This window comes from Microbacterium sp. 22303, from assembly GCF_052045265.1.
GTDB lineage: Bacteria > Actinomycetota > Actinomycetes > Actinomycetales > Microbacteriaceae > Microbacterium.
Window position 1 is genome coordinate 67,339 of the sequence record NZ_JBQEOQ010000006.1, and the last position, 21,904, is coordinate 89,242.

The 21,904-nt window shown below is 70.1% G+C and carries 17 protein-coding genes and 1 tRNA gene; 7 read left to right on the plus strand and 11 right to left on the minus strand.

The window, feature by feature from the left end; translation table 11 throughout:
* The 3 genes from ACTJI8_RS16415 to ACTJI8_RS16425 all read right to left on the minus strand — a co-directional run bounded on the left by ACTJI8_RS16415 (position 1) and on the right by ACTJI8_RS16425 (position 3,689).
* On the minus strand, positions 1-267 hold the full coding sequence (locus tag ACTJI8_RS16415) for a DUF3039 domain-containing protein (protein ID WP_045272272.1): 267 nt from the start codon (positions 265-267) through the stop codon (positions 1-3).
* Positions 268-342: 75 nt separating this feature from the next.
* Complete coding sequence (locus tag ACTJI8_RS16420; RefSeq protein WP_440734502.1) at positions 343-1,881, minus strand: hypothetical protein; 1,539 nt, start codon at positions 1,879-1,881, stop codon at positions 343-345.
* A 5-nt stretch (positions 1,882-1,886) separates the two neighbouring features.
* Positions 1,887-3,689, minus strand: coding sequence for an ATP-binding cassette domain-containing protein (locus ACTJI8_RS16425; protein ID WP_440734503.1), 1,803 nt, complete (start codon positions 3,687-3,689; stop codon positions 1,887-1,889).
* 240 nt (positions 3,690-3,929) lie between these two features.
* On the opposite strand from ACTJI8_RS16425, the gene ACTJI8_RS16430 reads away from it, so the two are divergent.
* The 4 genes from ACTJI8_RS16430 to ACTJI8_RS16445 all read left to right on the plus strand — a co-directional run bounded on the left by ACTJI8_RS16430 (position 3,930) and on the right by ACTJI8_RS16445 (position 7,301).
* Positions 3,930-4,622 carry an NTP transferase domain-containing protein gene (locus ACTJI8_RS16430; RefSeq protein WP_440734504.1) on the plus strand — a complete coding sequence of 231 codons (693 nt, stop codon included), beginning with the start codon at positions 3,930-3,932 and terminating at the stop codon, positions 4,620-4,622.
* A gap of 96 nt (positions 4,623-4,718) precedes the next feature.
* The gene (locus ACTJI8_RS16435) at positions 4,719-5,717 is read left to right on the plus strand and encodes a hypothetical protein (protein WP_440734505.1); all 999 of its coding nucleotides are present in this window, start codon (positions 4,719-4,721) and stop codon (positions 5,715-5,717) included.
* A gap of 101 nt (positions 5,718-5,818) precedes the next feature.
* On the plus strand, positions 5,819-6,124 hold the full coding sequence (locus ACTJI8_RS16440; RefSeq protein ID WP_440734506.1) for a hypothetical protein: 306 nt from the start codon (positions 5,819-5,821) through the stop codon (positions 6,122-6,124).
* A 139-nt stretch (positions 6,125-6,263) separates the two neighbouring features.
* Positions 6,264-7,301 carry a glycosyltransferase family 2 protein gene (locus ACTJI8_RS16445; RefSeq protein ID WP_440734735.1) on the plus strand — a complete coding sequence of 346 codons (1,038 nt, stop codon included), beginning with the start codon at positions 6,264-6,266 and terminating at the stop codon, positions 7,299-7,301.
* A 42-nt stretch (positions 7,302-7,343) separates the two neighbouring features.
* Here the strand turns inward: ACTJI8_RS16445 and ACTJI8_RS16450 are convergent, their stop codons facing one another.
* The 3 genes from ACTJI8_RS16450 to ACTJI8_RS16460 all read right to left on the minus strand — a co-directional run bounded on the left by ACTJI8_RS16450 (position 7,344) and on the right by ACTJI8_RS16460 (position 11,714).
* Entirely contained in the window at positions 7,344-8,798 is a 1,455-nt protein-coding gene (locus ACTJI8_RS16450) for a CDP-glycerol glycerophosphotransferase family protein (RefSeq protein ID WP_440734507.1), read from the minus strand.
* The gene (locus tag ACTJI8_RS16455) at positions 8,795-10,105 is read right to left on the minus strand and encodes a CDP-glycerol glycerophosphotransferase family protein (RefSeq protein WP_440734508.1); all 1,311 of its coding nucleotides are present in this window, start codon (positions 10,103-10,105) and stop codon (positions 8,795-8,797) included. Before ACTJI8_RS16455 ends, ACTJI8_RS16450 begins: the two co-directional genes overlap by 4 nt.
* Positions 10,106-10,232: 127 nt before the next feature.
* Complete coding sequence (locus ACTJI8_RS16460) at positions 10,233-11,714, minus strand: S1C family serine protease (protein WP_440734509.1); 1,482 nt, start codon at positions 11,712-11,714, stop codon at positions 10,233-10,235.
* Between the two features lie 98 nt (positions 11,715-11,812).
* On the opposite strand from ACTJI8_RS16460, the gene ACTJI8_RS16465 reads away from it, so the two are divergent.
* The gene (locus ACTJI8_RS16465) at positions 11,813-13,021 is read left to right on the plus strand and encodes an aminotransferase class I/II-fold pyridoxal phosphate-dependent enzyme (RefSeq protein ID WP_440734510.1); all 1,209 of its coding nucleotides are present in this window, start codon (positions 11,813-11,815) and stop codon (positions 13,019-13,021) included.
* 6 nt (positions 13,022-13,027) lie between these two features.
* Here ACTJI8_RS16465 and ACTJI8_RS16470 read toward each other — a convergent pair whose 3' ends face one another.
* A complete protein-coding gene (locus tag ACTJI8_RS16470) occupies positions 13,028-13,831 on the minus strand; it encodes a carbon-nitrogen hydrolase family protein (RefSeq protein ID WP_440734511.1) in 804 nt (267 codons plus the stop codon).
* Positions 13,832-13,970: 139 nt separating this feature from the next.
* Between ACTJI8_RS16470 and ACTJI8_RS16475 the strand changes: the two genes are divergently transcribed.
* The gene (locus ACTJI8_RS16475) at positions 13,971-14,759 is read left to right on the plus strand and encodes a slipin family protein (RefSeq protein WP_440734512.1); all 789 of its coding nucleotides are present in this window, start codon (positions 13,971-13,973) and stop codon (positions 14,757-14,759) included.
* Between the two features lie 45 nt (positions 14,760-14,804).
* On the opposite strand, the gene ACTJI8_RS16480 is transcribed toward ACTJI8_RS16475, so the two are convergent.
* The 4 genes from ACTJI8_RS16480 to ACTJI8_RS16495 form a co-directional block, all read right to left on the minus strand.
* Positions 14,805-15,884, minus strand: a complete 1,080-nt coding sequence (locus tag ACTJI8_RS16480) for an alkene reductase (RefSeq protein WP_440734513.1) — start codon at positions 15,882-15,884, stop codon at positions 14,805-14,807.
* Positions 15,885-16,033: 149 nt separating this feature from the next.
* Positions 16,034-16,107 (minus strand) — tRNA-Met (locus tag ACTJI8_RS16485).
* Positions 16,108-16,155: 48 nt separating this feature from the next.
* A complete protein-coding gene (locus tag ACTJI8_RS16490; RefSeq protein ID WP_440734514.1) occupies positions 16,156-19,065 on the minus strand; it encodes a UPF0182 family membrane protein in 2,910 nt (969 codons plus the stop codon).
* Positions 19,066-19,142: 77 nt separating this feature from the next.
* Complete coding sequence (locus ACTJI8_RS16495; RefSeq protein WP_440734736.1) at positions 19,143-20,210, minus strand: YlbL family protein; 1,068 nt, start codon at positions 20,208-20,210, stop codon at positions 19,143-19,145.
* A gap of 234 nt (positions 20,211-20,444) precedes the next feature.
* Between ACTJI8_RS16495 and ACTJI8_RS16500 the strand changes: the two genes are divergently transcribed.
* Positions 20,445-21,863: a zinc-dependent metalloprotease gene (locus ACTJI8_RS16500; protein ID WP_440734515.1), complete on the plus strand. Its 1,419-nt coding sequence runs from the start codon at positions 20,445-20,447 to the stop codon at positions 21,861-21,863.
* Positions 21,864-21,904 lie beyond the last annotated feature (41 nt).

A 21,904-nucleotide genomic window follows, 5' to 3' on the forward strand; every position in this document is an offset into this window, starting at 1 on the left:
TCAGCCGACCATCGACTCGTAGATCTCCTTGCAGGTCGGGCAGACCGGGAACTTCTCCGGGTCCCGTCCCGGAGTCCACTTCTTGCCGCACAGCGCCCGCACGGGCTTGCCGGTGAGCGCAGACTCGAGGATCTTCTCCTTCTTGACGTAATGGGAGAACCGCTCGTGGTCTCCCGGCTCCTGCAGCTCCTCGTTGAGGAGCTGCTCGAGTTCGCGATCGAGGGTGGCGACGCCGCCCTGGTCCGGCGCATCCAGCGGGGTACTCATGACCGCGAGTCTAATCGCGTGAGGCTGGGTGGGCGCGTGATCGCACGCATCCGATCGCAGCGCCGACGGATCCGCTCACGCCGTCTCGACGAACTCCATCAACTGGGCACCACGACGATCGAACGCACGCCCGCCGGTCTGGACGCCGAGGAAGAGCACGGCGACGCCCACCAGCACGCCGGTCCACAGCGCCGGAGCGGTGGAGACCTCGTCCGACACCAGTGCCGGCCACGCCAGCAGAAGCGCCGGGAGACTGAGCACGACGGCGCCGACCAGCGTGCCGGCCTGCCCCAGTGCGCCACCGCGCGCCCGCTGCGGCTGCTGGAAAGGGCTGTCGCCCGGGCGTGAGACGGCGTACGGCGCCACCGCAGACAGGATGCTCGACAGCCCAAGGCCGGTCAGCAGCAGGCTTGCGACCACGCCCACGAACGCCGGCAGCAGGGACCAGCGCCCGATCACGGCGAGCGTGACGGGGATCGCCACCGCCAACGTCGGGATTGCGATCAGGAGCACAGGGACGAGCCGGCCCAGCCGATCGGGCACTCCCTTGATGCCGCTCGCCACGTGGATCCAGAACGCCGTGGAGTCGTAGGCGACGTCGTTGTGCGGGAGCCAGCCGAAGAACAGCGCCATCACCGTGACCGGCAACGCCGCGGCGATCTCGACCGGCACCCCGGCGACCAGCAGCGGCACGACGGTGAGCGCGCCGGCGATCGGCACGATCACGAAGTTCATGATGTAGCGGCGGTCCCGCAGCCAGTACACCAGGCTGCGCGCCGCCACGGCGCCGAACGCATTCGACGGCAGCAACCCGAACCAGCCGAGGCCCGGGCGCTCGCGCACCGCTGTCGGCCGCTCTGTCGTGCTCAGCGCGCGCCGGGCGAGCATCAGCCACCCGGCCGTGACGACCGCAGCCGTCAGCACCGCGATGACGGCCGCCGCCCACGCGGCACCCGCCTGCCCCGATGCGGCGAGGAACGGGAGCGCCGCAGACGCGCCGAGCGGCGTGACGCCCAGCACCCCGGCCACGGCATGCAGGACCGGGGGAACCGCCCCAGCCCAGCCGAGTGAGGCCACGAACACGCACACCGGCACCGCGATCACGATCACCGCGAGCGCGAACAGCGCAGTGAGTTCGCGAGAGCGCCGCTCCGGCAGAAGTCGCGCGCTGAGCGCCATCCCGACGCGCGCTGCGAGCACCGCCGCGACGAACGTCAGCAGCGCGGAGAGCACCGCGACGACCCAGGGCGCTCCGAACGAGATCGCGACGATCACCACAGCCACCTGGATCACGAGCAGCGCCAGACTCGGCACGCTCACGAAGGCGGCGAGGGTGAGCACGAGCGGAAGCCGGCGCTCATCGACCCCGAACACCACGAAGCGGCGCGGATCCAGCTGGTCCACGGACCCCGCCAGGATCGGCGCCACGAAGAACCCCAGCACCACCGCCGAGCTGCCCAGCACGATCACCGTGTGCGCGGCGGCCTCGGAGGTGTGCGCAAGACTGCGGATCGCGATGACCGACACGGTCGTCGCCGCGGCGGTGAGCAGCAGCGCCAGGACGGTGCGGGTCACTCGGCTGCGGTCGCCGCGCAGCGCGCCGAGCGCCAGCATCAGTCTCAGTCGGAGAACGTGTGCAACCACTCCAGCCCCTCCACTTCGGAGGCCGCGCCGGAGAGCTCCACGAAGCGCTGTTCGAGGGTCTGCCCCGCGCGCACCTCGTCGACCGTGCCCTCGGCGAGCACTTCGCCGCCGACGATGATCGCGATCCGCGCGCACACCTGCTCGACCAGATCCATGCCGTGGCTGGAGAGGACGACGGTGCCGCCGTGTGCGACGTAGGCGCGCAGGATGTCCAGGATCACACCGGAGGAGACCGGATCCACCGACTCGAACGGCTCATCCAGCACCAGCACGCGCGGCGAGTGGATCATCGCGCCGGCGAGCATGATCTTCTTCGTCATACCGGCGGAGTAGTCGGAGACCACGCGGCTGAGCGCACCGGTGAGATCGAACGCCCTGGCCAGATCTGCCACGCGCTTCTCGACGACGTCGGCGGGCAGTCCCCGCAGCAGACCGTAGTAGTGCAGCAGCTGACGTCCGGTGAGCCGGTCGAAGGTGCGCAGTCGGTCAGGCAGCACACCGAGCGCCTTCTTCGCGGCAGCCGGATCCGCACTCTGATCGATTCCGCTGATCCGCACCGTGCCCTCGTCGGGGCGCAGCAGCCCCGCGATGATCGAGAGGGTGGTGGTCTTGCCGGCGCCGTTGGGCCCGACGATGCCGTAGAAGGACCCGGCCGGGACGGTCAGGTCGATCCCGGCCACTGCGACGGAGTCGCCGAAGCGCTTGACGAGCCCGCGCACGACGAGGGCCTGTCCGTCGACGTCTGCGGCAGGCCTCTCCGACACCGCGGCGGCATCTTCCGCGACGTCCTGCCACGCGGATGCGTCTTCTTCTGCAGGCGGAGCCGTAGGCGGCTCGCTCGAAGTCGTCTGCGCGGGCGCGGGGTCGGCCGGCTCAGGCTCAGGCTCAGGCTCAGGCTCAGGCTCGGCGGATCCGTCCGAGTCCGTCGGTTCGGGCACGGAGTCGACGATCTCCGCCGATGCGGCGTCGGTCCCCGTCCGCGTGTCGGGCTCCATTGCGCCCTGCGCCGAATCCGCGGCCGGCGCGGCCGCCCCCAGTTCGGTGTCCACAGGAGCATCATGCCCCGTCACGGCCTCTTCCGGGGAGGGCGTGTGCTGGTCCGGTTCCGTCTCGATCGCCGATTCCGCCGGGGACGGCGGGTTCACGACCTCTGCAACGGAGGCCGCGGACTGCGCGGCGAGGGCGGCGGGTGCGGTCGTAGGCGCCGCGCCCTCGGCCTTCGCCTGCGGAGTGCGCTTCGCGGCTGTGTCGTTCGATGCCGTGCTCTTCGCAGCCGTCGTCTTCGGCGTGGTCGCGCGCTTTGCGGTCGCCCGCTTTGCGGTCGTGCGCTTCGCCGTGGTGGCACCGGCCTCCGAGCCCGAGGCGTCCCCCGGCGCCTCGGTTCCCGCAGCCGCAGCGGTGCTCTTCGCCGCAGCGGTCGTGCGCCCGGCGGCCGTCGAGCCCTTGGCCGTGGCGCGCGGCGCGCGCGCGGCGCGCGGCGTCGCAGCCTTGACCGCGGCGACCTTGGCCGCGGACTCCTTCGCCTCCTCGGCGGCGGCCTCCGCCTTCGCCGCGCCCGCCTTCTCCGCCGCAGCCTTCGCGGCCGCGGCGCGCGCGGCACTCGTCCGGGCCGCCGTGCGCTTCGCGGCCGCGGAACGCGCCGCTGCCGCCTGGGTTTCGGCCTTCACCCGCGCCGTCTGCGCCGTCGTCGCTCTGGCGCCGCCGGACGCGGGGCGGCGAGGCTTTGCAGGAGGAGAGGAATCCTTGGGCGCGCGAGGGTCGTTGGGAGCTCCGGTCATGCCCTTCACGGTAGCAACCGACGATGATGCGCAAAGGGCCGACGACCCGAAGTGACGGGATCCGACGCACAGGATGTCGCCCACGATGAACCTGGGAATGAACCGAGCAGTCGGTAACGGAATGGCATCGCACCCCCTCTGCCCATGAAGCACTCAGGGCAGATCGATACCATGATCTTCGGCACGAGGAAGTGTCCCATCGGTGACATAACCGTGAACACACGTAACAGGAGTATTTCTGTGACTCTTCAGACCATCATTCTCGCTGCCGGGATGGGCTCGCGCCTCGGGCGCTCCCTCCCGAAGCCGCTGACCGAGCTCAACGACGGGCGTTCGATCATGCAGCAGCAGCACGACAACATCCACGCCGCTTTCGGCGACGACGTGCGCATCACGACCATCGTGGGATATCGCGCCGAGACGATCATCGAGGCCTTCCCCGATGTGAACTACGTGCACAACGAGCGCTACGACCAGACCAACACCTCCAAGAGCCTCCTGCGCGGCCTCGCCGCCACGGGGCGAAAGGGCGTGCTCTGGATGAACGGCGACGTCGTGTTCGACCCGCGCATCCTGGGCCGCGCGATCGCCTACATCGAGCGCGACCAGTCCTTCGTCACCGTCAACACCGCCAAGGTGAGCGACGAAGAGGTCAAGTACACGGTCGACACCGAGGGCTTCATCAAGGAGCTCTCCAAGACCGTCAAGGGCGGCATCGGCGAGGCCGTCGGCATCAACTACATCTCCTCGCGCGACAAGCAGGCGTTCATGCGCCAGCTGCAGCGCGTCGACGACCAGGACTACTTCGAGCGCGGACTCGAGCTCGCGATCGTCGAGAACGGCCTGCTGCTGGAGCCGATGGACATCTCCGACCTGTACGCCGTCGAGGTCGACTTCGCCGAGGACCTGGAGCGGGCGAACCTCTTCGTCTGACGTTCCTACCCAGAGAGCCCGTGCCGCGACCGTCGCGCGCACGGGCTCTCTGCGTTGCGGGCGTTCTCGCAGGGCTGTCGACATAGGCTCTGAACCATGGGGCGAAAAGAAGGCAAGGGCGGCAGGGACGAGAAGACGATCCATCGGATCCACTCCCTGCCGGATGACGCGCCGTGGGCAGGCGGCCTCCCTCCGGCCGGGTCCTCAGAGCACCCGGCGCACATCCGCGGCCTCGACCGCGTCCTGGCCGTGCAGCGGCCGCTCGTGCTCGCGCACATCCGCAGCATCCGCCTGCGCCACCCGGATGCGACCCCGGCACAGATCATCACGCTGCTGGAGCGACGCTACCTCGCGGCTGTCACGACCGGCGGGGCTGCAGTCGGGGCGACCGCTGTGATCCCCGGGATCGGCACGGGCGTGACCCTTGCGCTGTCCGGTGTCGAGACGGCGGGCTTCGTCGAGACGACGGCGCTGTTCGCACAATCGATCGCCGAGGTGCACGGCATCACGGTGACGAACCCCGACCGCGCCAGGGCTCTCGTGATGACCCTCATGCTCGGCAAGGAGGGGGTGGATCTGATCCGCCAGCTCGCAGGCCAGGCCGGCGGCAAAGGGGTGGGCCGGCCCGCCTATTGGGGCGAGCTGGTGACGAAGTCCCTGCCGCGAGCCGCCGTGGGGCCGCTCGCTGACCGGCTGAAGAGCATGCTCATCAAGCAGTTCGCCGGCATGGGCGGCGCATCACTGATCGGCAAGGCACTGCCGTTCGGCGTCGGCGCGGTGATCGGCGGCGCAGGGAACCACGTGCTCGGCCGCCGGGTGCTCACCAGTTCGCATCGCGCTTTCGGCCTTCCGCCCCAGGTGCTGCCGGCAGAACTCGAGCCGGTGCCGGGTGCCCAGCGCATCGAACGTCGGATCGCCCGTGGCGCTCAACTGGCGGGATCGGCCGTGGTCGGAGCCGCCGGCAGCGCCGCGCGCGGCGTGGGGTTCGTCGGCCGCAAGGCCGTGGACTCGCTGCACCGCAAGCCCGCGCCGATCTCGGCCCCCGAGGCGCCGGGGCCCGAACTGCGCCCGACGGATCCGGACCGGGACGTCTGATCGATCCGCACAGACGCGTGCTCGGGCGAAGTCTGCACCGTCTCGGTGATCGCGGGGCGAGACGACGACTCTTCGTCGGCGCCTGCTCTTAGCGTGACGCCATGAACCGTTCCGCCGACCCTCCGCAGCCGCCTCTCCCCCAGCCGTCCTATCCCGTGCCCTGGCACGTCGATCGTCGCGACCGCACGCACCCGATGGTGACGAACCGTGGTGCGACGGTGCAGTTCGCCCGGGTCTTCGCCCGCACCTCGCGCGCTCCGGGGCGCACCCTCATGTGGGGACACGTCGAGCACGGCGAGCAGATGGAGGTGTGCCTGTGCGACACCGACGTCGACGACGTCGTCGTCACTCTCGCATGGTTCCGCCCCGAGGACGGGCACGAGTACATCTGGCGATTCGTCGTCTGAGCCGTACCGGCAATCCGCCGCGCCCGGACGCTGCTCCCGCTGATCTCGCAGTCCGACATGAAAGGATCGACGAGTGACCCTTCGCGAGCCCCCCTCCGACGCGGACGCCCCGCTGTCCGGCGCTGGCGTGTCGTTCGTGATGCCGGTCCTCAATGAACGCGCCTACCTCGAGCATGCCGTCGCGTCGGTGCTCGCTCAGGACGTGGACGGGCCGACCGAGCTCGTGCTGGCACTGGGCCCCTCCTCCGACGGCACCACCGAATTCGCCGAGCGCATGGCCGCGCGCGAGCCACGGCTCCGGATCGTGCACAACCCCGCCGCGGACATCCCGGTCGGACTGAACGCCGCGATCCGCGCCAGCAGGTATCCGACGATCATCCGCGTGGACGCGCACTCCGAGCTCTCCGCCGGATACGCGGCGCGCGCCCTGGACACCCTCGAGCGCACCGGCGCGGCGAACGTCGGCGGCGTGATGCGCGCCGACGGACGCACGCCGTTCCAGGCCGCTGTCGCCCGCGCCTACAACTCACCGGTGGGTCTCGGCGGCGGCAGCTATCACGGCGGCACCAGGGAGGGCAGGGCGGAGTCTGCGTACCTGGGTGTCATGCGCCGCGCCGTCCTCGACGAGGTCGGATTGTTCGACGAGTCCATCCGGCGCGGCGAGGACTGGGAGCTGAACCTCCGGATCCGTCAGGCCGGGCACATGGTGTGGTTCGATCCGCAGCTCGCGGTGACCTACTGGCCGAGGGAGAGCTGGATCCGGCTCGCTCGACAGTTCCGCTCCACGGGTGCGTGGCGCGGCGAGCTGGTGCGGCGCTACGGCCGCAGCAACGGCGTGCGCTTCTTCGCCCCGCCCGCGCTGCTCGTGCTCCTGGTGCTCGCGGTCGTCGTCGGCGTGCTGCAGGCGACCGGGGTGCTCGCGGGCATCGGCTCGGTCATCGCGTCCGCGGTGTATCTGCCGCTCGTCGCGTATGCGCTGCTCGTCATCGCAATGGCTCTCACTCCCGCACGCCCCCACGATCCGCCCCGCAGCCCGCGGGAGCGGCTGTGGACCCTCGCGGTACTGCCGACCATGCACCTCTCCTGGGGACTGGGCTTCCTGATGGGGGTGCTGCGCGGCGCGCACGACACCGTCGACACCTCACGGCTCGGGTCGCGGAACACCCCGCTGCCCTGACCGGCGTACCTGCGCCTGTCTCCGGCCGCGCCCGAGAGGGCGTCAGGCCTCCAGCCAGCCGAGGTCCAGGATCCGGTCGACGACGCGGCCGGAGGCAGACCCGTCGTCGCGTCCATTGAACTGCGCCTGCCAGGCGACGTATTTCGGTGCATGCTGTGCCACCGCGGACATGTCGGAGAGCGCCGCGACCAGCTCCTCCTGAGTGTGCAGGAGCGGCCCGGGCGCACGTGCGGCGAGGTCGAAGTAGAAGCCGCGCAGCTTGCCCCGGTAGTGCTCGAGATCCGGCACCAGGAAGTACATCGGCTTGCCCGTCGCGCTGAAATCGAACATGACCGAGGAGTAGTCGGTGACCAGCGCATCCGCAGCGAGAAGCAGCTCCGCGGTATCGGGATAGCCGGTGACGTCGATCACGCGGGATCCGGCGTGGTCGCGCCCGGGGCGGATCGTGCGGGAGTGCCCGCGCACGAGCACAACCGCGTCGGCGGCCGCGGCGAGCGCATTCGGATCCACGAAGTCGACCATCTCGGACCGGTCGTCGCGCCAGGTCGGCGCATACAGCAGCACTCGCTCGCTCTCGCCGATCCCGAGAGCCGTGCGGACGCGTGCGGCGTCGCCCGTGAGGAGCACGTCGTTGCGGGGATAGCCGTCGACCCAGATCGGCTTCCGCAGGAACGCGTAGGCCTTGCGCAGCACGCGCTCCGCATAGGGGTTCTGCGCGAGCAGAACATCCCAGCGCCGGGATTCGCGGATGACCGCGAGCCAGCGCCGCGGATGCAGCCCAGGGCGGTGCAGCGCCAGGCGCTTGAGCGGAGTGCCGTGCCAGGTCTGCAGCACGCGCTGGCCGGGCTTGCGGTCGAACCGACGGCGCAGCCAGTCGTTCACCACGAGCAGCCGCGCGTCCGCACGCGCCCGCCACCACTCCGGCGAACCCTCGACGACGGCGATCGCCCCCTCCGGCACCGGGACGGAGAGGTCCACGACGCTCCAGTAGCGGGTCACGCGGGGTGCGCGTCGCGCGAGCTCGCGGTCGATCGCGCCGGGATTGCAGCCACTGGACTGCCCGTAGAACGACTCGAAGAACACCGCGTTCTCGCCGGCGCCCGGCAGCGCCGCGTAGCGGCCCTCGAGCGCGAGACGGCCCTCCGCGGTCTCGTAGGCGGGGTCGACCGGCGGCGCGATGCGCACGGTGCCGCTCGTCGCAGACACACGGAGCCCGGCGAGCAGCACGCTCCTGATCTCGAAGTCGTCGAGCGGGACGCCGTCCACAGTGAGCTCGTAGTCCCCACTCGGCAGCGGCAGCTCAGCCCCGCCCCAGCGCGAAGCCCGAAGCGGCAGCTCGGCGCTCCACGTGTCCGGACCGTCCTCGGCGACGAGCGCGGCCGCGACAGCACGGCGGCCGGCGAGCTCGACCTCGGCAGGCGCGGAGCCCTCCCCCGCGATCAGCAGCGCCTGCTGCTCCTCATCGACGCGGACAGAGGTGACGCGGGGGGTCGTCATGCGGTTCCCTTCGAAGCGGGGGTCGGAGATGCGTGGAACGCCGTCGCGGTGCCGGGCGTCGCCGCGCTCGTGGCGACACCGGTGCGGGCGAGGATCGCGGCGAGCACACGGGCGGTGTTGCCGCCGTCACGATGCGCGTGCATGCGCGCGCTGAGCTCGCGGGAGAGGGCGGCACGGCGCTCGAACTCCGCATCCTCCAGCAGGGTCGCCTGCAGCTGCGCCGCCGCGTCGGTCCAGTCCGCAGCGGGGTCGGAGCCGGCGACCTCGGCGTACTCTCCGTAGAAGCCGCGCGAAGTGGCGTACGCGACCGGGTCCGGAGCGAGGTAGATCACCGGCATCGCGAGCAGCCCGACGTCGTAGGCCATCGACGAGTAGTCCGTCACGAGCACGTCGATCGCGGGCAGCACGGGCGTGATGTCGGGCACCAGCGCGGATCCGATCGTGCGAACGCGCTCCGACGGCGTGGGAGGGCGGTACTCCCCTTCGCCCAGAGGATGCGAGCGCACCAGCAGCACGCTGTCCGTGCGCTCGAGGACCTCGAGGATCCGCGTCCATTCCGTATCGCTCGGCACGGCGGGGTCTGGCGCTCCGTCGCGCCAGGTGGGCGCGTACAGCACCACGCGCGTGCCCTCGGCGATGGGGCCGACGGCGTCGTCGCGGCGCGCGACCGCGTCGGCACGACGTTCGGCCGGATCTCCGGCGGAGAGCACATCGACGCGCGGTTCGCCGGTCACGAGCACCTGCTGCACGCCCAGACCGAAGGCGGACTCCAGGCGCCCACGGGAGCGCTCGGACGCCGCGGGCAGGACGCGGATGCGCCGGGTCTGCGCGCGGTAGAGCAGCCCGAGCAGCTTCTGCAGCGGCACGAAGCCGGGCAGGAACGCGCTCTGCACCGTGGCCGGGGAGTCGAGCCCGATGCGCTTGAGCGGGATGCCGTGCCAGAGCTGGACGAGATAGGCGCCCGATGTCGCGTAGCGGTTGACGTCGCCGAATCCGTGCGTGACGACGACCACGCCGGCACGGGCCGTGGCCCACCAGCCGCGAAGTCCGTTCTTCGGGATCGTGCGGATGCCGAGCGCTGCGGCATCGCGCTGCTCTCGGTCGGATCCGGTCAGCCAGAGCGGCTGCAGCCCCGCCTCGACCGCGGCCCGCCAGAGGGCGAGGGCGCCGTCTCCGATCCCCGCCCCGCAGCCGATCACCCAGCCGCGCCCGCGCGGGACGATCAGGGTCCCCACGCGTCCGAGCAGATAGAGCGGGATCCTCAGCAGCTTGCCGGCGTTGCCCGCACGGAAGGAGAAGGACGCCACCCCGCGAGCCTAGCGCCCTGTCGGCGGAGCCGACGAACGGATCCCCCGGGACCCAGAAGAGGAAGGACGCCACCCGCGACCGCGTCGCGAGGTGGCGCCCTTCTGCTTGGCAAGGTTCAGGCGCGGGTCACTGGGACAGCGTGCCCAGGGTGACCTTGATGTCCTGCGACTTCCCGCCACGGTTGACGGTGAGGGTCGCAGAGCTGCCGCCGGCGACCGAGCGCACCTGCGCGGTGAGGTCGCTGGCGTCGGTGATCGGGTTGCCGTTGAAAGCGGTGACCACGTCGCCGGCCTGGACGCCCGCATTCGCCGCCGCGCCGCCGCTCGTGACCGAGGCGATGGCAGCGCCCACGACCGTGGCGCCCTTCTGACCACTCGCGTCCTGCACGGTGGCGCCGAGCAGGCCGTGGGTGGCCTTGCCGTCGGCGATGATCTCGCCGGCGACGCGCTTGGCGATGTTCGAGGGGATCGCGAAGCCCACGCCGATGTTGCCGGACTGGCCCGACGACGAGGACGAGGATCCGGCGCTCGCGATCGCCACGTTCACGCCGATGAGCTTGCCGTCGCTGTCGACCAGCGCGCCACCGGAGTTGCCGGGGTTGATCGCCGCGTCCGTCTGGATCACGGAGATGGAGATGGTCGCCGCGGCGCTCTGGGATCCGGATCCGCGTCCGGGGATGTCGAACTGGAACGGCTGCTGCGAACCGTCCTGGTTCGGGCTCTGCTGCTGGTCGCCGTTGGAGCCCTGCGAGGGAGCGGCGGACGACTGGATCTGGATGCTGCGGTTGAGCGCGCTGACGATGCCGGTGGTCACCGAGTTGGACAGGCCCAGGGGCGCGCCCACGGCGACCGTCATCGATCCGACGTTGAGCTTGGACGAGTCGGCGAACTCCATCGGGGTCAGGCTCGAGCCGTCCTTCACCTTGATCACGGCCATGTCGTAGGTGGGGTCGACGCCGACGACCGTGGCGTCGAGGATGCGGCCATCCGAGGTCGTCACCCGGATCGTGGGGTCGGAGACCTCGCCGTCCAGCGTCACCACGTGCGCGTTGGTGAGGATGTGTCCGTCCTTGTCGAGCACGATGCCGGAACCGGATCCCGCGGCGCTGGATCCGGAGACCTCGATCGTGACCACCGAGGGCACGGTCTTCGCAGCGATCGCGGTGGCCTCCGACACGGACTCGGGGTTGTTCACCGTGACGGTGCTGGGCCCGGAGCTCGACTTCGTCGACGAGGAGTTCGACGAGGTCAGCGAACCATAGCCGACGGCTCCGCCGACGCCGGCGAGGCCGCCGACGAGGGCCGCAGCGATGATGATCGCCGCGATCTTGCCGCCGCCGACGCCGCTCTTGGCCCGGGACTCTGCAGCCGGAACCGTGGTGGCGGCCGCACCGAATGCGGCGCCGGCGTGCGCTCCAGGATGCCCGGGGTTCACGGGCTGAGTCGGGTGCGCCTGCTCCGGCATCGCGTAGGCGCCGGTGGGCGGGATCGAGGTGGTGGGCGCCGTGGCGCCGTCCGGGGCGGAGGCGCCCGGGGCGGCCGCGGGGGTGGACGAGAACGACGGGGGCACGGAGTGCCCGGCGTCGGGGTGAGGCGTCTGCTCGTTCATGTCTGCTCCTTTGAACCTTGCCCTTACAGACTGACGGCCGTTTCTGTGTTTTTCTTATGCCGGCTGGGAGATTCCGCTATGGCGTTACTCTGGGCGGCATGGGAATCCTGCCCGGCGCCTGGCGCCGCACGGCGGCCGGCGCCGGTCTGCTCTCCGCAGCCGGTGAGGTCGCCCCTACCATCTTCGCCGAGATCTCCGCGCTCGCGGGCCGTACCGGGGCGATCAACCTCGGACAGGGGTTCCCCGACGAGGACGGACCGGCCGAGGTCCTCGAGACCGCCCGCGCGGCGATCCTCGCCGGCGCGAACCAGTACCCGCCCGGGCGCGGTGTGCCGGATCTGCTGCAGGCGATCGCTGAGCATCAGCGGCGCTTCTACGGCCTGGACGTCGATCCGGACCGCGAGATCCTCGTCACCGCCGGTGCCACCGAGGCCATCGCCGCGTCCCTCCTCGCGCTCGTGGACGGCCCCGAGGACGAGATCGTGGTGTTCGAGCCGTTCTACGACTCGTATGCGGCGATCGCGGCGCTCAGCGGCGCCACGCTGCGCACCGTGCCGCTGCGCCTGCCCGACTTCCAGCCGGATCCGGACGAGCTCGCGGCGGCGATCACGGATCGCTGCCGGGTGATCCTCGTGAACGACCCGCACAATCCCACGGGAGTCGTGCTGGGCGACGCCGTACGGACCGAGATCGTGCGCCTGGCGCACCAGCACGACGCGATCATCGTCACGGACGAGGTGTACGAGCACCTCGCCTTCGCCGGTCCGCACGTGCCGATCGCGACCCTGCCCGGCGCGGCCGAACGGACCCTCACGATCTCCTCAGCGGGCAAGACGTTCTCGGTGACCGGGTGGAAGATCGGCTGGATCCACGGCCCCGCCGAGCTCATCACCGCGGTGCTCAGCGTCAAGCAGTTCCTCACGTACGTCAACGGCGGGCCGTTCCAGCCGGCGGTGGCCGCGGGCCTGCGCCTGCCCGACGCGTTCTTCACGGGCGCGGCGGAGCAGCTGCGCGCGAAGCACGATCTCCTCGCGGAGGGCCTGAGTGCGGCCGGCTTCGAGGTGCACCGCCCGGACGGCGGCTACTTCACGGTCGCCGACGCCTCCGCGATCGGAGGGGCGGACGCTGACGCCTTCTGCCGGGCGCTGCCGGAGCGGATCGGCGTCGCGGCGATCCCGCTCACCGCGTTCGTGCGCCCCGAGCACCGGGACGACTACCGCGGCCTGGTGCGCTTCGCCGCATGCAAGCGCCCCGAGGTGATCGCGGAGGCCGCAGAGCGCCTGGCGGGACTTCGCGCGGGAGTGTGAACGGGGTCAGCGCGGCACGACCCGGTAGCGGCGCAGCCGCAGCACCGGGTTGATCTCGCGGGTGCGGGCGACGAGCGCCGCGTCCAGGTCGGCAACGGCGATCCCCTCCCCCGTGCCGACCCCGGCGACCGTGACGCCCTGCGGATCGATCACGGCCGAATGCCCCACGCCGACCGGCATCGGGTGATCGGCCGCGACGACGTAGGCGGTGCTCTCGATCGCGCGCGCCGCCAGCAGCGTGTTCCAGTGGTGCTCCTTGAGCGGGCCGCGCACCCACTCCGCAGGCACCACGAGCGCCTCGGCGCCCGCGTCGACGAGGGTGCGGGCGACCTCGGGGAAACGCAGGTCGTAACAGGTCATCAGCCCGAATGTCATCTCGTCGACGGTGAAGGTCGCGGCATCGCCGAGCTCGCCCGCCTCGATCCAGCGCGACTCCGACTGACCGAACGCGTCGTACAGATGCTGCTTGCGGTAGACGGCGAGCAGCCCCGCCCGGTCCACCGCGACGAGGGCGTTGCGGATCCGTCCTGCACCTGCCCGCTCGACCAGACCCGCGACGATCACGACCCCGTGCCGGTCCGCGAGCTGCCGCAGCCGACCGGTGAACGCGTCGTCCAGCTCCTCCGCGTTCGCGGCGAGGCTCTCGTCGAGCGGATCCACGAAATAGCTGGAGTACTCCGGCAGCACGATCAGCCGCACCCCGCGTCCGGCGGCCTGCGCGACGAGGTCGCCGATCTTCTCCCGGTTCGCCGCACGGTCGGCGACAGGCGCGAACTGGCACACGGCGACGGAGACGGTGACGGCGGTCATCGCTCCATCATCGCTCACCTCGAGGCATGGACAGAACGCCCACCCGAAGTAACCCGAACCGGCGATGCGCGCCACGGGCAGGAGGACAATGGAGGCACTGGCCCGCGGCACGTCACCGGGGCCGGAGGAGGCGGTTCCCATGACCCCGCTCGTCGTCCTCATCGTCGTCGTGATCCTCGCGGTCATCGTGTTCTTCATGTCCGCGCGCATCGTGCGGCAGTACGAACGCGGTGTGGTGCTGCGGTTCGGGCGCCTGCACAACCTGCGCGAGCCGGGGATCCGGTTCATCTTCCCGATCGTCGACGTCATGATCAAGGTTCCGCTGCGGATCGTCACACTGCCGATCCAGTCGCAGGGCATCATCACCAAGGACAACGTGACGGTGGGCGTCTCAGCCGTGGCGTACTACCGGGTGGTCGATCCGGTGAAGTCGGTGATCGCGATCGAGAACGTGCGCTCCGCGATCGACCAGATCGCGCAGACCACACTGCGCAAGGTCGTCGGCCAGCACCACCTCGACGAGACCCTCTCCGACACGGCGGCGCTGAACGTGAACATCCGCGAGATCCTCGACGTCACCACGGTGGACTGGGGCGTGGAGGTGACGCTCGTCGAGCTGAAGGACATCCTGCTGCCCGACACGATGAAGCGCGCGATGGCGAAGCAGGCCGAGGCCGAGCGCGAGAAGAGGGCGAAGATCATCGCCGCGGAGGGCGAGGCGCTCGCCGCCGCGCAGCTCGGCACGGCCTCGGACACGATGATGGCGCACCCGCTCGCGCTGCAGCTGCGCACCCTGCAGACGCTCGTGGAGATCGGCGTGGACAAGAACACGCTCGTGATCGCACCGGCCCCGCTGGTGAACTCGATCGGCGACGTGATGAACCTGATCGACAGGGAGGCGGCGGTCGCCCAGATGCGTGCGCACTGAGCGGCCTCGGAGGACGGCACCCGCGGCGCCGCCCTCCGGACACAGTCACGCGATGGGTTCGAGCGCCGGGTAGTCGATGTAGCCCTCCGCCGTGGCGCCGTAGAACAGCTCCGGTCGCGGTGCATTGAGCCCGGCGTCCTGCGCCCACCGTGTCGCCAGGTCGGGGTTGGCGATGACGGGCCGACCGACGGCCACCGCATCCGCCCATTCGTCGGCGACGAGCATCTCCGCCTCCTCTTTGACGGTCACGGCGGTGAATCCGGAGTTGACGATGAGCGGCGCGCCCGCCGCGCGACGGATGTGCTGCACGATCTCCGCCGTGGGCTGCGCGTAGAGGACGTCGATGAAGGCCAGGTCCAGGGGCGCGAGGCCCTGGGCGACCGCCGTGTACACGGCCCAGGCGTCGGCGTCGTCCTGCTCCAGCACCCCCTGGATGTTGTGCTGCGGCGACAGCCGGATCCCGGTCCGCTCGGCGCCCACGGCGTCGGCGACGGCGCGCGTGACCTCGACGGCGAAGCGTGCTCGGTTCTCGGCAGAGCCGCCGTAGCGGTCCTCACGGGTGTTGGACGCCGGTGAGAGGAACTGATGCACCAGATAGCCGTTCGCACCGTGCACCTCCACCCCGTCCATGCCGGCAGCGATCGCGTTGCGGGCCGCGTCGGCGAACTGGGCGATCACCTCGGTGATCTCCTCCTCGGTCAGCGCGTGCGCGACCGGCAGCTCGGCCTTGCCGTGAGGGGTGTGCGTCTCCCCAGGCGCGGCGAGCGCACTGGGGCCGACCACGCGCGGTTCGCCCGAGATGTCGGGATGGGAGATCCGGCCGCCATGCATGAGCTGCATGACGATCGTGCCGCCTGCCGCGTGCACGGCATCGGCGATCCGCCGCCAGCCGTCGATCTGCTCGGGAGTCACGATGCCCGGCTGTCCCGGGTACGACTTGCCCTCCGCGGACGGCCAGGTGCCCTCGGTCAGGATGAGCCCCTGTCCGGACCGCTGCCGGTAGTACTCCTCCATGGTCGCCGTCGGCACGCCATCCGCCCGGGCACGAGTGCGGGTGAGCGGGGCCATGACCACGCGGTTGGACAGCTGAAGGGCGCCGAAGACGGCGGGTTCGTAAAGATTCACAAGGAGGGTAAGGCGCGGCCCTCGCACGATATTCCGATACCGGCATGCGGATCGCCTGGGCACCGGATCGCGGCCTTCGGAACGACTCACGATCGCCGCATGACGAAGGCCCCCTGATCAGATTTCCCTGATCAGGGGGCCTTCTCTTGTTGCGGGGACAGGATTTGAACCTGCGACCTCCGGGTTATGAGCCCGGCGAGCTACCGAACTGCTCCACCCCGCGGCACAAGGAATAGCCTAACACGGGAATCGGCAGTGCGCGAATCGAGCGCTACTTCGTGGTGGTGCTGCCGCTCCCCTCGAGCTCGATCAGCCGGTTCACGGCGTCGGTGAGCTTCTGGTCCTGCACGGCGAACTCCGAGAGGTTCCCCGCCTTCAGCGCGGCGTCGCGCGCGACCATCGCCGCCTTGGCGTCCGCCAGGGCGGACTGGAACGCCGCGTCGCCGGTGGGCGGCGTGGTGCCGGTCCCCGTCCCGGGGGTCGGCGTCGGAGTGGGCGTGATGTTGTTGTCACCGCCCGCGGCGCCCGAGTCGCCGCCGAACAGCTGGTCCAGAGCCTCGGTGAGCGTGTCGGCGAAGGCGATCTTGTCGCCGAAGGCGACGAGGATCTTCTGCAGACGCGGCACCTGGGTGCCACCGGACGACTGCACGAAGACCGGCTGCACGTACAGGAACCCGCCGCCGACGGGCAGCGTCAGCAGGTTGCCGTGGGTCACCTTCGACTGCCCCTGCTTGAGCAGGTTGAGCTGCTGGCCCACGGTCGGATCCGAGTCGAACGAGTTCTGCACCTGGCCTGGGCCCGGCACCGTGGTGTCGGCGTCGATCTCCAGCATGCGCAGCTTGCCGTAGGAGTCCGACTTCTTCCCCGCGGTCGAACCGGCATCCGCGTCGACGGACAGATAGCCCATCAGCACGTTCCGGCTGTTCGATCCCTGCGACGCGGGGATGAAGCTCGTGTACATGGAGAACTGGGACTGCTCCTGCCCGGGCATCTTCATGGTCAGGTAGTACGGAGGCTGCAGCTCGGGGTTGGCCGAATCGCTCTGCGGGTCGTTCGGGGTCTCCCAGAGGTTGTCCTGCCGGGCGAACGAGGCCGCGTCGTTGACGTGATAGGTGCCGAGCATCGCGCGCTGCACCTTGAACAGGTCGGTGGGGTAACGCACGTGGCTCATGAGCTGCGCCGACATGTCGCTGATCGGCTTGAGCGTGGACGGATAGATCTTCTGCCAGGTCTTCAGCACCGGGTCGGTCGGATCCCACGCGTACAGCGTGACCTTGCCGTCGTAGGCGTCGACGGTGGCCTTGACCGAGTTGCGGATGTAGTTGATGTCGTCCGTCACGAAGCCGGGCTGGGTGTTGACCGAGTCGCTGATCGCCTTGGGCAGGTTGACGGTGGTCGAGTACGGGTAGCTCGAGCTCGTGGTGTAGCCGTCCACGATCCACACGATCCGGCCGTCCACGATGCTCGGGTACGGGTCGCTGTCCAGCGTCAGGTACGGCGCCGCCTTCTGCACTCGATCCTTCGGTGCACGGTCGTAGAGGATCTGGGAGTCCTCGTTCACGCTCTCCGAGAACAGGATCTGCTCGGACTGGAACTTCAGCGCGTACAGCAGCTTCGTGAAGAAGTTGCCGACCCGCGGTCCGCCGTCACCCGTGAACGTCGTCTTCGTCTGGTTCTCGCTGGAGTCCTTGCCGCGCGGATAGTCGATCTCGACCGGCGCGGTGCCCTTCGGCGCTCCCACGATCGAATAGGCCGGCGAGTTCTCGCCGAAGTACACTCGCGGCTCGAACTTCTGGGCGTCGGTCAGCGTGCCCGAGGTCGGGATGCCCCGCTCCAGGAAGACCGGCTCCCCGTCGTCGGTGCGCTTGTTGCCGGCGGCGGCGACGAGGCCGTAGCCGTGCGTGTAGACGAGGGTGTTGTTGTTCCACGTCGGGCTGCCGATGCGGTCCGTGTCGATCTCGCGGACGGCGACCACCGCATCCTGGGTCTTGCCGTCGATCGTGTAGCGGTCGACGTCGAGCTTCGACGGGAACTTGTAATAGCTCCGGTATTGCTCGAGCTGCTGGAACGTCGGCCCGATCACATTCGGATCCATGATGCGGATCGACGCCGTCGTGTCGGCGTCGCTGCGCAGCTGCCCCGACTCGGCCGTGGTCTGCGCCTTGAACGGGGTGGTCTCCACGCCGTTGATCCCGTAGGCCGCCTTGGTGGCGGTCAGGTTGCGCTCGTAGTACTGCGCCTGCAGCTGGTTCTGGTTCGGCTTCACCTGGAAGGTGTTCACCGCCCACGGATAGGCGATGCCGAGCACGAGGGCCGCCACGATGAGCAGCGCGGTCGCCGCCAGCGGGAAGCGCCAGTGCCCGATCACCGCGGTGACGAAGAAAAGCACGGCCACGAGCGCGGCGATGATCGCGAGGATCGACAGACCGGGGATCACCGCGTTGACGCCGGTGAAGGCCGCACCCGTGATCTTGTCCTCAGTGGTGGTGAGCGTCTTGTAACGGTCCATCCACAGGCTCACCGCCTGGGTCAGCAGGTAGACGCCGGCGATCACGGCCAGCTGCACACGGGCCGCCTTGGAGATGCGCAGCTCCCCCTGGCCGATCCGCACCGAGCCGTACAGGTACAGCACGAGCGCCGACACCAGCAGCGACAGGATCAGCACCGCGGAGATGAAGCCGAGCAGCGCCTCGTAGAAGGGCAGGTCGAACAGGTAGAAGCCGGTGTCCAGGTGGAACTGCGCGTCCTTCTGGCCCGTCGCGGTGCCGTTGGCCCACTGCCACACGGTCTCCCACTGCCCCGCGGCTGCGAAGCCGGCGAACAGGCCGAAGAAGACCGGCATCCCCCACATCGCCAGGCGACGCAGCGGCTCGACGACCTCCTGGTACCGGTCCAGCTGCGAGCTCAGCCGCACGTAGACGGGCCGCATCCGGTAGGCCAGCTGGATGGCGATGAACATCGGCACCGCCATGCCGAGGAAGCCGACGACGAACATCGTCGCGGTCGCGATCCAGCGGGTGGTGAGCACGCCGGCGAAGTTCAGCTGGTCGTACCAGAGGAAATCGGTGTACATCGATGCGAACACGAAGAACGCGGCGATGAGCACGGCGAGGATCACCACCGTCGCGAGGACGATGCGTCGGGCAGTACGGGGCGCGGCCGGTGCGGGTGAGGTGGTCACCGTTCCATCCTAGGTCGGCGCTTTGTCGAGATCCCGAGCCGCGGGCGCCCCGGCTTCGCCCGTCGCGAACGCGCGGGCTACTTCTTCAGGTCGGCCGCCGTGCACGTGGGCAGCGCGGCGACGTCTCCCCCGTCGGCGATGACCTTGAGCGCATCGAGCGACTGCTTCAGGGTGTCGGTGCGCACCACCGTCAGCCCGGAGGGGACGTGGCCGTAGACCTCGTCGCAGTTGGACCCCGGCGCGAGGAAGTAGTCCGCGCCGGCCGCGCGCGCACCGTAGAGCTTCTGCCGGATGCCGCCGATCGGGCCGACCGTGCCGTCCGCGGTGATCGTGCCGGTGCCTGCGACCTGCTTGCCGCCGTTGAGGGCCCCGGGGGTGAGCGTGTCGATGATGCCCAGCGCGAACATCATGCCGGCGCTCGGACCGCCGACGTTGTCCAGCTGCAGCTTCACATCGATCGGGAAGTCGTACTTCTGCTGCAGCGTGATGCCGAGCAGCCAGCGGCTGCTTCCGCTCTGGACCTGCTTCTTCGGGGTGACCGAGACATCCTGCCTCGTGCCATCGCGTTCGATCGTGAGCGTGACAGGAGATCCCGCCGACTGCTGGATCTCCGCCCGGACCGCGTCCGTGTCCGACGGATTCGCGCCGTTGACGGCGATGACCGCATCTCCCGCCTTCAGGATCCCGTGCGCGGCGCCGTCATCGGTGACCGAGGCGACCTGGATCGTGACCGGCACGTCGTGGCCGAGTTCACGCAGGGCTGCGGCGGTGGCCTCCTGCTGCGAGTCGACCATCATCAGCTGGTTCGCCTGATCGCGCTGCGTCGTGGTGACGCCCTGCGGGAAGACGGCGTCGACCGGCACCACGGCCTTGGACGGGTCGAACCAGGCCAGCACGAGCTGCATCCACGACGGCGGGTTCTCCCGGTTGCCCACGACCTGCACGGTGGTGAGATCCAGCGCACCCTTGGTGGGATGGGTGTCGGCGCCCGTGACGGAGATCAGCCGCACGGACTTGCCCTTCGCGTCCTTGACCTCGCCAAGCGTGTTGAAGACCGGTCCCGGCTGCTCGATGACATACGGCAGCGGAAGGAAGGTCAGCACCAGCAGCGCGACGAGCGACACGATGAACGCGATGAGCCCGATCCGGGTGCCCCGGGGCGCACGCCGCCGCCCGCGCGTCGCTCCCGCGTCGGATCCTCCGCGCCCGGTCTGCTCGGGATCGCTCGGCGCGGGACTGATCGTCACAGGGCCTCCAGGCCGGGGGTCTGATGCTCGTTCGCGAGCGGCGTACAGCGGAGCGGTCCGTTCCCGGCGCATCCTGTGGTGGTGCAACTAGCGTAGTCAGCACGGGCTATACACGTGCTGAGAGGGCTCCCGATGGCTGAGAACGACCCGAACTCCGACGACTTCCTGCAGTTCCTCCGCCGCATGCTCGGCGGGTCGGCGGATGACTTCGACCTGAGCGCCCTGCAGGGCATGCAGGGGCTGAACCTCGACCCCGCGATGATGCAGCAGATGATGCAGCAGATGCAGGGCGCCATGAACGGCGACCCGTGGGAGACCACGCTGCGGCAGGCGCTGCACATCGCCAACCGTGATGGTCAGGGCATCGACACGGGCTCCCGCGCGTCGATCGCCGACGCCTTCGCCCTCGCGGATCTCTGGGTCGGCGAGGCGACCACGATCTCCGAGCTCGGCTCCGCCCCGCGCGCCCTCACGCGCGGCGAGTGGGTCGAGCAGACCCTTCCGGTATGGAAGGAGGTCGCCGCCCCGGTGTCCACGAGCATCGCCGACGCGCTGATGAGCGCGCTCGAGGGCCAGACCCCCGAAGAGATGCAGGGCATGGTTCAGGGCGCAGGGCGCCTGATGCGCGGCATCGGCAGCTCGGTGTTCGCGATGCAGTTCGGTCAGGTGCTGGGCAACCTGTCGCTCGAGGTCGTCTCCGGCGGCGACGTGGGCATCCCCGTGCTGCCGGCCGGCACCGCGGCCGTCATCCCGCAGAACCTCGCCGCATTCGGCGAAGGGCTGGAGATCCCGGAGGATCAGATCGCGCTGTACCTGGCCGCCCGGGAGATCGCATACGCCCGGCTGTACCGGCACGCGCGCTGGCTGCACCTGCACGTGATGACGCAGATCACCGAGTTCGCGAAGGGAGTGACGGTCGACGTCGACAAGCTCGAGGACGTCGCCGGCCGGCTCGATCCGTCGAACCCCGAGGAGCTCCGCGCGGCGATCGAGGGCGGGGCGCTGCTGCCGGAGCTGTCGGATGCGCAGCGAGAGGCGCTGGAGCGGCTGGAGAACCTCATCGCCACCATCGACGGCTGGGTCGACGTGGTCACCACCCAGGCCACCTCACGACTGCCCGACAGCGTTCGGATCGCCGAGGCGGCCCGCCGCCGCCGCGCGGCGGGAGGTCCCGCAGAGGACGCGCTGGGCGCCCTGGTCGGGCTGAAGATCCGGCCGCGCCGGCTGCGCGAGGCCGCCGCGATGTGGCGGGCCGTCACCGAGGCGGTCGGCGTGGAGGCCCGCGACGCGCTGTGGGACTATCCCGACCTGATGCCGGATGCGTCCGACATCGATGATCCGGCCGCGCTCGTGGCGCGGTTGCAGTCGCGCGCACGGGGCGAGCAGCCCGCGCCCGACGAGATGGACGAGGCGCTCGAGCGGCTGCTGAACGGCGAGGACTTCGGCGATCCGGAGAAGTCGGATGATCCCGGGGCCGTGAACGGTTCCGAGGATGACGGATCGGGCGAACCGGACGACTCCGGCGATGGGTCCGACGAGAAGCCGGTCTGACCGAGTTCTCCACCGATCGCGCATCCGGTCTCCAGGCAGGG